The 11602-nt window shown below is 70.9% G+C and carries 9 protein-coding genes; 8 read left to right on the top strand and 1 reads right to left on the bottom strand.

The window, feature by feature from the left end:
* Window positions 1-450: 450 nt before the first annotated feature.
* The 8 genes from IE260_RS32345 to IE260_RS32380 all read left to right on the top strand — a co-directional run bounded on the left by IE260_RS32345 (window position 451) and on the right by IE260_RS32380 (window position 11054).
* The gene (locus IE260_RS32345; RefSeq protein ID WP_189878373.1) at window positions 451-4296 is read left to right on the top strand and encodes a sensor histidine kinase; all 3846 of its coding nucleotides are present in this window, start codon (window positions 451-453) and stop codon (window positions 4294-4296) included.
* A gap of 9 nt (window positions 4297-4305) precedes the next feature.
* Window positions 4306-4719: a roadblock/LC7 domain-containing protein gene (locus IE260_RS32350; protein WP_003973453.1), complete on the top strand. Its 414-nt coding sequence runs from the start codon at window positions 4306-4308 to the stop codon at window positions 4717-4719.
* 111 nt (window positions 4720-4830) lie between these two features.
* The gene (locus IE260_RS32355) at window positions 4831-5229 is read left to right on the top strand and encodes a DUF742 domain-containing protein (protein WP_003973454.1); all 399 of its coding nucleotides are present in this window, start codon (window positions 4831-4833) and stop codon (window positions 5227-5229) included.
* Complete coding sequence (locus IE260_RS32360) at window positions 5210-5785, top strand: GTP-binding protein (protein WP_189878375.1); 576 nt, start codon at window positions 5210-5212, stop codon at window positions 5783-5785. Before IE260_RS32355 ends, IE260_RS32360 begins: the two co-directional genes overlap by 20 nt.
* Before the next feature lie 388 nt (window positions 5786-6173).
* Window positions 6174-9401 carry a sensor histidine kinase gene (locus IE260_RS32365; protein ID WP_189878377.1) on the top strand — a complete coding sequence of 1076 codons (3228 nt, stop codon included), beginning with the start codon at window positions 6174-6176 and terminating at the stop codon, window positions 9399-9401.
* Between the two features lie 10 nt (window positions 9402-9411).
* Window positions 9412-9825 (top strand): roadblock/LC7 domain-containing protein, encoded by a 414-nt coding sequence (locus tag IE260_RS32370; RefSeq protein WP_004983065.1) that lies wholly within the window; start codon window positions 9412-9414, stop codon window positions 9823-9825.
* Window positions 9826-9919: 94 nt separating this feature from the next.
* Entirely contained in the window at window positions 9920-10492 is a 573-nt protein-coding gene (locus tag IE260_RS32375) for a DUF742 domain-containing protein (protein ID WP_189878379.1), read from the top strand.
* A complete protein-coding gene (locus tag IE260_RS32380; RefSeq protein ID WP_026243582.1) occupies window positions 10473-11054 on the top strand; it encodes a GTP-binding protein in 582 nt (193 codons plus the stop codon). The genes IE260_RS32375 and IE260_RS32380 overlap by 20 nt, the downstream gene beginning before the upstream one ends.
* A gap of 217 nt (window positions 11055-11271) precedes the next feature.
* Here the strand turns inward: IE260_RS32380 and IE260_RS32385 are convergent, their stop codons facing one another.
* Window positions 11272-11466, bottom strand: coding sequence for an acyl-CoA carboxylase epsilon subunit (locus tag IE260_RS32385; protein WP_189878381.1), 195 nt, complete (start codon window positions 11464-11466; stop codon window positions 11272-11274).
* Between the last annotated feature and the right edge of the window lie 136 nt (window positions 11467-11602).

The raw sequence follows: 11602 nt of genomic DNA on the forward strand, positions 1-11602 counted from the left end.
TTTGCTCACTTATCCATGGTCAAACCGGTCAATCCAGGCACCCGGTTCACCCCAACGAAACGGACATTGACCCACTGAAGCCATCATTCCGCTCCTGATCATGGCGACTGGGACACCCGAGACCCATCGACGACTCGCGGGCATGTGTCCGTTTTGCGGGTGATCATCTTCTACGACCGGTGACTCGCCCCTCACGTGCTGTCACCTATCTCACGGCCTGACCCACGGGCCTTGTTGGAGATCCTGCACTGTGCTGGAATTCCACGGACCGCCGCAGGATCGAGCCGGCGCACAGGGGGCGCAGAGAAGCGCCGCGCGGCGGCACGAAGGGGGAGCCAGCGCCGGTCACTCACGACCACCACGGGGGCGTATTCAGGGCGCCCCTATGACGCCGACACCGTGTCCCGCCGTTCACGCGGAGGGGCGCCTGGTCCAGAGGTTGCGACGCTAGTGCAGGGACGTTTCAAGAGGGATGGCAGCGCTTCGGCGGAGCCGGAGCCGCACGGCGGGACTGGCCCGATGGCCGGCAGCTCCTCGCCCCAGCACGCCCAGAACCCGGGTCAGGCCCCGTCCGGCGACAGCGCGGAGCGCCCCGGGCGCCCCGGCCCGACGGCCTCCACGCCCCCTCCCGGCCCGGCGGCGGTGAAGCCCCCGAAGGGTCCGTCCGGCCCCGGCCCGCGAATAGCCCTGCGCAACTGGCGGATCTCCACCCGTCTGGTGTCGCTGCTCGCCCTCCCCGTGGTCGCGGCCACCTCGCTGGGCGCGTTGCGCATCAACCAGTCCATGGACGACATCCAGCAGCTCGACAACATGAAGCTGCTGACGGACATGACCAAGCAGGCCACCGAACTGGCCGCGGCGCTCCAGGAGGAGCGCGACCAGTCCGCCGGTCCGCTCGCGCACGGCTCGAAGGCCAGCGCGATCGCGGTCAAGGGCGACCGGGAGAAGACCGACCGGGCCCTGAAGAACTTCCTCGACAGCTCCGAGGAGATCGACGCCGCCAGCAAGGACGGCAACCTCGTCGGCGTCCGTGACAGCCTCGTCGGCCTCGCGAGCGACCTGAACGACCTCAACAAGATCCGCAGCACCGCCTACCAGGCCGAGGACAACTCGACGCAGACGGTCGAGGCCTACCACCGCCTGATCACCCACCTGCTCGACCTCTCGCAGGACATGGCGGAGGCGACCAGCAACCCCGAGATGATCCAGCGCACGCGCGCCCTGTCGGCGTTCTCGTCGGCCAAGGAGTACGCGTCCATCCAGCGCGCGGTCATCGCGGCGGCGCTGCCGGCCAGCAACACCACGCGGGGCGACCTCTCCGACAACGACCGGCTGTACGCCGAGTCCGCGCTGCAGAGCCAGAAGTCCGAGATCCGCAGCTTCACCAGCATCTACGGCGACGGCGCCGAGGAACTCCTCAAGCCCATCTCCCAGGGCAACCCGACCATCGAGGCCACCGACACCTACGCCGGCCGCGCTCTCGGCGGTCCCGACGGCCTCGCCGGGCTGGACAAGCGGTCGTACCAGGACTGGCTGGACGACAGCTCCACCAAGATCCAGCAGATGAAGAACATCGAGCACACGCTGCTCGAGGACATGGAGCAGAAGGCCCGCGAGCTGCGCAGCGCCTCCGAGCAGGAAGCGATCATCTCCGGTGCGCTGATCCTGATCGTGCTCGGCGTCTCGCTGGTCGGCGCCTTCGTCGTGGCCCGCTCCATGATCCGCTCGCTGCGCCGCCTGGAGGAGACCGCGACCAAGGTCGCCCAGGACCGTCTGCCCGAGCTGGTCAAGCAGCTCTCCGAGACCGACCCGCAGGACGTGGACACCTCCGTGGAGTCCGTCGGCGTCCACTCCCGGGACGAGATCGGCCGAGTGGCCGCGGCCTTCGACGACGTGCACCGCGAGGCGGTCCGCCTCGCCGCCGAGCAGGCCCTGCTGCGGGGCAACGTCAACGCGATGTTCACCAACCTCTCGCGCCGCTCCCAGGGTCTGATCCAGCGCCAGCTGTCGCTGATCTCCGAGCTCGAGTCCCGCGAGGCCGACCCGGACCAGCTGTCCTCGCTGTTCAAGCTCGACCACCTCGCCACGCGCATGCGCCGTAACGGTGAGAACCTCCTCGTCCTCGCGGGTGAGGAGCCCGGCCGCCGCTGGACCCGCCCGGTCCCGCTGGTCGACGTGCTGCGTGCCGCCGCGTCCGAGGTGGAGCAGTACGAGCGCATCGAGCTGGCCGCCGTGCCGACCACCGAGGTGGCCGGCCGGGTCGTCAACGACCTCGTGCACCTGCTCGCCGAGCTGCTGGAGAACGCGACGTCGTTCTCCTCCCCGCAGACCAAGGTCAAGGTCACCGGTCACGCGCTGCCCGACGGCCGCGTCCTGATCGAGATCCACGACACCGGTATCGGCCTCTCGCCCGAGGACCTCGCGGCGATCAACGAGCGGCTCGCCTCGCCGCCCACCGTGGACGTCTCGGTCTCCCGCCGCATGGGTCTGTTCGTGGTCGGCCGTCTGTCGCAGCGGCACGGCATCCGCATCCAGCTGCGCCCGTCCGACTCCGGCGGCACGACCGCGCTGGTCATGCTGCCCGTCGACGTCGCCCAGGGCGGTCGCAAGCCGCAGCCCAAGCCGGGTCAGCCGGCCGTGGGCGGTGGCGGTCCGGCGGCCGCGCAGGCCGCGGCCGGTGCCGCGGCGGCCCGGCGTGGCGGCGGCCAGGGCGGTGGCCCCGGTGGTGGCGCCCTCGGCGCCGGTGCACCGGGCGGCGGCCGGCTCGGCGCCGGTCAGGGACCGCGCGCCGCACTGCCCGGGCGTGACGCCGGCGGCCGTCCGGGCGGACCGCGCGGACCGCAGTCCCCGGCGGCGCCGCCTCAGCAGGGCCGCCCGGCTCCGGCCGGCGCGGGTGCCGGTGCCGGTCAGGCGCCGGGTGCTCCGCAGGGTCTGCAGGCCGCGGGCATGAACGGACCGCAGGGCAACGGACCGCAGGGCAACGCACCGCAGGGCACCATGCCCCAGGGTGGCCAGGACGCCTTCAACAGCGGTCGCGGACCTTCCCCCAGCCTCGAACAGACTCGGCCGGGGGGACCCGCATCCCCGCAGCGCGGCAGGCGCAAGAACAACGGCAACGCCAACGGCGAGCAGGGCCGTCGTCCGCAGCTGCCGCCGCGCGGCGGTCCGCGGGCCGAGCTGCCCGGCGGCAACCCGCAGCCGCGGGTGCCCAGCTGGAGCGACGAGAACGCGCAGCCGCCCGTGCCGCGCGCCTCGCTGGACACCCCGCGCGGCCACGAGGAGCCCGGCTCGTCGCGCACGGACCGGATGCCTCGCTTCGACGACCGGCAGGGCCCGGGCTCGACCGCCGAGATGCCGGCCGTGCCCCGGTTCGACGAGCACCAGGGCCCCGGCTCCACGGCCGAGTTCGCCCGACCCGACTTCGACGCACCGGCCCCCGGCGCGCCGCAGAACACGGGCCAGTTCGCCCAGGCCGCCCCCGAGCAGTACGGCCGTCCCGGGACGAACGCCCCGCGCGGCGACCAGTTCTCCCCCGCCGGACCGGCCGCTCCGCAGCAGGACAACGGGCAGTTCGTCCGCCAGGACATCTTCGGTGCGCAGGGCGCGCCGAACGACCCGGCGACGACCGGCCAGTTCGCGGCCCCGCAGGCGTACGACAACGGCTCCACCGGGCAGCACGCCCTGCCGGGCCGGCAGAACCCGGCCGGCACCGGCCAGTTCGAGCGCCCGCACGTCAACGGCGCGCACGCCGGGAACGACTTCGGCGCGCCCCAGCCGCCGGCCCCCGCGCAGCAGCGGGGTCCGGTCCGGCAGGAGCCCGAGGCACTGCCCCCGGCGCCCGGTCCCGGTGACGGGCGTACGCCGCTGTACGACACGCTGGAGACCAACTGGTTCCACGGCGACCGTGGCGCGAGGCCGCAGGGCAACGCCCCGGAGCCGCAGGCCCAGCCCCAGGCCCCGGCGTCGCAGCAGACCCCCTCCGCGCCCCAGCGGAGCACCGCCTCCGCCTGGCGCAGCTCGCCGAACGACGACCTCGTCCGGCAGGCCGAGCGCGTCCGGCAGCCGGCCGCCGGTGGTGTCACCACCTCCGGCCTGCCGCGCCGGGTGCCCCGGGCCAACCTGGTCCCGGGCACGGCTCAGCAGCAGTCGCACCAGAGCGGTCCGCAGGTCTCCCGCGCGCCCGACGACGTGCGCGGCCGGCTGACCAATCTCCGTCGGGGAATCGCACAGGGCCGTCAGGCCGGCAGCAACCAGACCGGCAGCTACCCGCGGCCCACTCACCAGCAGGAGCGTTAGTTGAGCCCGATGAGCCAGGCGGCACAGAACCTCAACTGGTTGATCACGAATTTCGTGGACAACACCCCGGGGGTGTCCCACACCGTCGTCGTGTCGGCCGACGGACTCCTTCTGGCGATGTCCGAAGGGTTCCCGCGCGATCGCGCCGACCAACTGGCGGCCGTCGCCTCCGGGCTGACCTCACTGACCGCCGGGGCGTCCCGGATCTTCGAGGGCGGCAACGTGGCACAGACGGTCGTGGAGATGGAACGCGGGTTCCTCTTCCTCATGTCCGTCTCGGACGGCTCGTCCCTGGCCGTCCTGGCGCACCCCGAGTGCGACATCGGCCTCGTCGGCTACGAGATGGCACTCCTGGTCGACCGCGCGGGGGCTGTGCTCACCCCGGACCTGCGCGCCGAACTACAGGGAAGTCTGCTCCACTGACAGGCCCCGGCACCACCCGTCTCACCAAATCACCGTCCGGCCGCCACAATCCCCCCACCGGCCCCGTCAGACGGCACGACTGACCGACTTGCTGTCCCGCCCGGAGGATTCATGACCCCGCCCACCGCCTCTCATGATCCGTACGCGGAGCCGTACGAGGACGAGGGCGACCAGCCGCTGGTACGTCCGTACGCGATGACCGGTGGCCGGACCCGGCCGCGCTATCAGCTCGCCATCGAGGCGCTGATCAGCACGACGGCCGACCCGGCAGCGCTCATGGGGCTGCTCCCCGAGCACCAGCGCATCTGCCACCTGTGCCGTGAGGTGAAGTCGGTGGCCGAGGTGTCGGCGCTGCTGGCGATGCCGCTGGGTGTGGCCCGGATCCTGGTGGCGGACCTCGCCGAGGCCGGGCTCGTCGCCATCCACCAGCCGGGCGGCGACGAGAACAACGGCGGTGCGCCGGACGTGACACTGCTCGAAAGGGTGCTCAGTGGACTTCGCAAGCTCTGACGGGGGTCGGTCGACCACCTCCGCGAAGATCGTGGTGGCCGGCGGTTTCGGCGTCGGCAAGACCACCTTCGTGGGCGCCGTCTCGGAGATCAACCCGCTGCGCACCGAGGCCGTGATGACCTCGGCCAGCGCCGGTATCGACGACCTCACGCACGCCGGGGACAAGACGACCACGACGGTCGCCATGGACTTCGGCCGCATCACGCTCGACCAGGACCTGATCCTGTACCTGTTCGGTACGCCGGGCCAGGACCGGTTCTGGTTCATGTGGGACGACCTGGTGCGCGGCGCCATCGGCGCGGTGGTCCTGGTCGACACGCGGAGGCTCGCCGACTGCTTCCCGGCCGTGGACTACTTCGAGAACTCGGGCCTGCCGTTCGTCGTCGCGCTGAACGGCTTCGACGGTCAGCAGCCGTACGCCCCGGACGAGGTCCGGGAGGCGCTGCAGATCGGTCCCGACACCCCGATCATCACCACCGACGCCCGGCACCGGGCCGATGCCAAGAGTGCGCTGATCACGCTGGTGGAGCACGCGCTGATGGCACGGCTGAGGTAGCAACCCAAGTCGGTGGGTGCATACGGCAGTTGTCGTAGATGTGGCGGAACCGACTGTGTCCTTTGACACGGTCGGCTCCGGTGTTCATAACGTTTCGGCAGAGGAATCGGGTGGTACCGACACGCGTCGCGGTCAACCGGTGTCGCTGCGCGCACGAACAGCCCGTCTTTTGACGGGCCTCGCTCTTTATGACCGTTTTATCTGGGGCTTACATCACGTGTAATCCCCGGTTTCCAGTGTTTGGAAGAGCGCAGGTCGTCGTGCTGGAATGCCAGAACTGCCCAATGGTCAAAGATGTACTCAGCAGTAGCGCGTACTCGATGACGGACTGGGCTCTGAGACACTGCGGCACGACGAAGGTGCCGACCGCCGAGAGGTTGTTGGTCGAGTGAGGCGAAGCAATAACAGTCCCGAGCCATCGGCCCGGGGCAACTTCACCCCGCCGCCGCGCACAGCGGCGCCCGCCCCCGTGCCCGGCTCGGAACCGACGGCCGCACCCGCCGAGAGCGGCGGCCGTTTCTCCCCGCGCAACTGGCGGGTGACCACCAGACTGAACGCGATCCTGCTCATACCCGTGCTGGTCGGTCTCGTCATGGGCGGCTTCCAGGTGAAGAGCTCGATCGACACCTGGCAGGACGCCGAGGACGCCGAGAACACCGCGCGTCTCGTGCAGGCCTCCCTCAGCTACGCCAACGCCCTCTACAACGAGCGCGACATCACCGCCGCGCCGCTGCTCCAGGGCAAGGGCGCGAAGGACGCCACCGTCACCAAGGCCCGCCAGGCCACGGACGACGCCGCCGACGGCTTCGACGAGGCCGTGCAGAACATGCCCGGCACAGCGGGCCTGGAGCGCCGGCTGAAGCTGTTCCGCGAGCAGGAGCCCAAGCTCCAGTCCCTGCGTGCGGCCGCCTACACCTCCAAGCTCAAGGGCGTGGAGACCGAGGAGGGCTACACCGGGGTCGCCCACACCCTGATGTCGTTCGCCAACGAACTCGGTCTGGGCACCGGCAACATCACCTCCTACGGCCGTACCGTCTACGCGATCTCCCTGACCAAGGCCGCGCTCTCCCTGGAGCGCTCCATCGGTATGCACATGCTGGTCAAGCCGGGTCCGGAGCCCAGCCACCTCGCCAGCCAGCGCGTCGCCCTCTCCTCGTACGCCTATCTGGAGGGCATCGCCGTCGAGGAGTACATCGGCGGCGGTACCGAGGCGGACGCGCAGAAGCTCGAGGACGCCGAGCAGAAGGTGAAGGAGGACGGCGCGGCCATGGCCAAGGAGGCCAAGGCCAAGGACGCGGACTACGTGCCGCCGCCGTCCAACCCCACCACGATGGTCTCGGAGCTGGCCCAGCTGAGCTCCACGGACACCGCCGCGCGGGCCGCCCTGGCCCAGCAGGGCATCACGCCCGAAAACTGGTGGGCGGTCAACACCCTCAAGTTCGACGCCTACCGCACGATCGAGTCGGACATGGCCGACAGCGCGGTGGCCGAGGCGTCCGCCATCGCGGACGACGCCGAGCAGGACACCTACATCACGAGTGCCATCGTCGTGGTCGCGCTGCTCGCCGCGTTCATCCTGGCCGGCATGGTGGCCCGCCAGATGAGCCGCTCCATGCGTCAGCTGCGCAACGCCGCCTTCGGCATCGCCGAGCAGCGCCTGCCGATGCTGGTCGACCAGCTCTCCCGCACCGACCCCGGCCGGGTCGACACCCGGGTCGCCCCGATCCCGATCACCTCCACGGACGAGATCGGCGAGGTCGCCCGCGCCTTCGACCAGGTCCACCGCGAGGCGGTGCGACTCGCCTCCGAGCAGGCCCTGCTGCGGGGCAACATCAACGCGATCTTCACCAACCTGTCGCGCCGCAACCAGTCGCTGATCGAGGGCCAGCTGACCCTGATCACCGACCTGGAGAACAACGAGGCCGACCCGGACCAGCTGGAGAACCTCTTCCGCCTGGACCACCTCGCGACCCGCATGCGCCGCAACGGCGAGAACCTCCTGGTCCTCGCCGGCGAGGAGCCGGGCCGCCGTTGGGACCAGCCGGTCCCGCTGGTCGACGTCCTGCGCGCCGCCTCCTCCGAGGTGGAGCAGTACGAGCGCATCGAGCTGTCCGGCGTGCCGGAGGCCGAGATCCACGGCCGGGCCGTGACCGACCTCGTGCACCTGCTGGCCGAGCTGCTGGAGAACGCCACCACGTTCTCCTCGCCGCAGACCAAGGTGCGCGTCACCGCGACCCGACTGCCCGACGGCCGCGTGATGATCGAGATCCACGACAAGGGCATCGGCCTGACCGCCGAGGACTTCGCGGACATCAACCACAAGCTGGCCAACCCGCCGACCGTGGACGCCGCGATCTCGCAGCGCATGGGCCTGTTCGTGGTCGGCCGGCTGTCCGACCGGCACGGCATCCGCGTCCAGCTGCGCCCCTCCGGCGAGCAGGCGGGCACCACGTCCCTGGTCATGCTGCCGGACGCCATCACCCACGGCGGTGGCGGCGAGCAGCAGATGCAGCGCGACGAGTTCACCGTTTCGCAGATCATCCCCGAGCAGGAGTTCCAGGGCGAGAGCTTCAGCCAGCAGCAGCCCCTGCGGACCGCCGCCGAGCTGGGCTTCGACGACAGCCGCTACGCCGAGGTCCCCGACGACATACGCGAGCTCGACCCGGTCGGCCGCTCCCTGATGCGCGAGGAGCGCCGTGCGGCCCTGGAGGCCCAGGCGCACCCCCAGTCGCAGGCGCAGCCGGGCCAGGACGGCCCCGAGGCCGACGAGATGGCCGGGTACGCCGACCAGTTCGGCGGCCAGCCGGGCTACGACCAGGGCCGGGGCGGCTACCAGGAGCAGCAGCCCGCCGCGTACGACCAGCAGACGGCGTACCAGGAGCCGCAGCAGCCGGCGTACGACGAGCAGTACTACGCGCCGGACGGCGGCCTGCAGCAGAACGACGGTTACACGTCGGGCGGCGGTTACCCCGAGCCCTCGTATGCGGAGCCGGGCCAGGAGCAGCACACGGCGGCCGGTGCCGGTACCCAGGAGAGCTACTCGGCCTTCGAGCAGCGGCGTCACCAGGACGACTGGCCGCAGCAGAACGGCTACCAGAACGGCTACCCGACCCAGTACCCTGCGGATGCCCCGGAAGCGGAATCCGCGCAGGCCGCTGACGTGACCGAGGCGGACCGCGTAGGCTTCGACCGTCCGGGACCGGCCCCCTCGGCCGTTCACGACCTGACCGACGCCGGACTCCCGCGCCGCGGATCCACCGCGAGCGCTCCGGGCGACGCGCGGCACGTGAACCACGAAGCGCCGGCTTCCGCGCCGGAGGGCGACGACTGGCGTTCGGCCAACGACGAGCGCTGGCAGCAGGCCTCGCAGCTGAGGAAGCCCAAGGCGGGCGGAGTGACCTCCTCCGGTCTGCCGCGGCGGGTGCCCAGGGCCAACCTGGTCGAGGGCTCCGCCGAAACCACCCACCAGGGAGGCCCACAGGTCTCCCGCGCCCCGGAAGACGTCCGGGGCAGGCTGAGCAACCTGCGGCGCGGTGTCCAACGGGGCCGTACCGCAGGCAGTGAAACGAACGGCCAGGGCTTCGGTCCTGACAGCACCTACAACCAGGAGCGTTAGTGTGAGCCCGATGAGCCAGGCGGCACAGAACCTGAACTGGTTGATCACCAACTTCGTGGACAACACCCCGGGGGTGTCCCACACGGTGGTGGTCTCCGCCGACGGACTCCTTCTGGCGATGTCCGAAGGCTTCCCGCGCGACCGCGCCGACCAGCTCGCGGCCGTCGCCTCCGGTCTGACCTCGCTGACCGCCGGTGCCTCGCGCATCTTCGAGGGCGGCAGCGTGAACCAGACGGTTGTGGAGATGGAGAGGGGATTCCTCTTCATCATGTCCATCTCCGACGGTTCGTCGCTCGCGGTTCTCGCACACCCGGAGGCGGACATCGGCCTCATTGGGTACGAGATGGCCCTTCTGGTGGACCGAGCCGGTACGGTCCTGACGCCGGACCTGCGTGCGGAGCTCCAAGGGAGTCTTCTCAACTAACGGGCAGACGGTGCGTTTTGGCGTCCCGTGGCCGTAAGGTTTCGGGACGCGGCTCCACAGTGATGGGTGCCAGGCACAGTCGGAGGAGGAGAAAGTGGCAACACCCCCAGGCGGTCCGTCTTCGGGCAACTGGTCGTACGGCCCTGCACAGGGCCACGGCGACGGTTCGGCGAACCCGTACGGCTTCCCCTCCGCCCCCGGCCACCGGCAGCCGTACGCGCCACAGGGCCCCGGCCCCGCGCCGTACGACCAGCCGCAGGCCCCGCGCATCCAGCCCGTGCAGCCGCAGCGCCGCACCCCCGAGCCGGCGCCCGCCGGGGCGTCGAACAACCCCCTGGTGCGCCCGTACGCCATGACGGGCGGCCGTACCAGGCCGCGGTACCAGCTCGCCATCGAGGCGCTGGTGCACACGACCGCGCAGCCGCACCAGATGCAGGGCCAGTTGCCCGAGCATCAGCGGATCTGCAACCTCTGCCGGGAAATCAAGTCGGTGGCCGAGGTCTCGGCCCTTCTGACGATCCCTCTCGGCGTGGCCAGGATCCTCGTCGCCGACTTGGCGGAGGCGGGACTGGTCGCCATCCATCAGCCCGGCGGCGACGAGAACGCCGGCGGCCAGCCAGACGTGACACTGCTCGAAAGGGTGCTCAGTGGACTTCGCAAGCTCTAGCGGCGGTCCTTCCCGCTCCACCACCTCCGCGAAGATCGTGGTGGCGGGCGGCTTCGGCGTGGGCAAGACCACGTTCGTCGGCGCCGTCTCGGAGATCAACCCGCTGCGCACAGAGGCCGTCATGACATCCGCTTCGGCGGGTATCGACGACCTCACCCACACCGGGGACAAGACGACCACCACGGTCGCCATGGACTTCGGCCGCATCACGCTCGACCAGGACCTGATCCTGTACCTCTTCGGTACGCCCGGCCAGGACCGGTTCTGGTTCATGTGGGACGACCTCGTGCGCGGCGCCATCGGCGCGGTGGTCCTGGTCGACACGCGGAGGCTCGCCGACTGCTTCCCCGCCGTCGACTACTTCGAGAACTCGGGCCTGCCGTTCGTCATCGCGCTGAACGGCTTCGACGGTCAGCAGCCGTACAACCCGGACGAGGTCCGGGAGGCGCTGCAGATCGGTCCCGACACCCCGATCATCACCACCGACGCCCGGCACCGGGCCGACGCGAAGTCGACGCTCATCACGCTCGTGGAGCACGCGCTGATGGCGCGTCTGCGCTAGCGCTCCGCGCCCAGCCGGGTTGCGTAACGCCCCCTGCGGCCACTGGGCTGCCGGGGGCTGTTGCATTGCCGGGTGCGGCTCGTCTGCGGCTGGTCGCGCCCACGCGGCGGAGCCGCACATCGACACAGCCCCGCGCCCCTTGAGGGCACTTCCCCGACGGGCGTCGCACGAAGAAGGCCCCTCCGTCCAGGAGGGGCCTTCTTCGTATGTGTACCGGTCAGCGCCAACTGTGCGGGGCGCGGAAGCCGGGCTCTCGTTCCAGGCGGCGCCAGCCGGCCTTGACGCGGCCTCGGTGGGCCGGGGCGATCTCGGCGGGGCGGGCGGCGGCGCGGGCCAGGAGGAGGGCCGTGATGGCGGCGACTTCCTCGGGCTCGGCGTGGCCCTTCTCGACGCGGATGTCGGGCGTGGTCATGGGTGTCAGTCTCCCTGTGAGAGGGGTCCGCGGGGTTGCCGCGGCGGGTCCGCCGGGTTACTGGGGCGGGTTGCCGTGTTTGCGGGAGGGCAGGTCGGCGTGTTTGGTGTGGAGCATCGCGAGGGACGTGATGAGG

The organism is Streptomyces viridiviolaceus (genome assembly GCF_014650995.1).
GTDB classification, from domain to species: domain Bacteria; phylum Actinomycetota; class Actinomycetes; order Streptomycetales; family Streptomycetaceae; genus Streptomyces; species Streptomyces viridiviolaceus.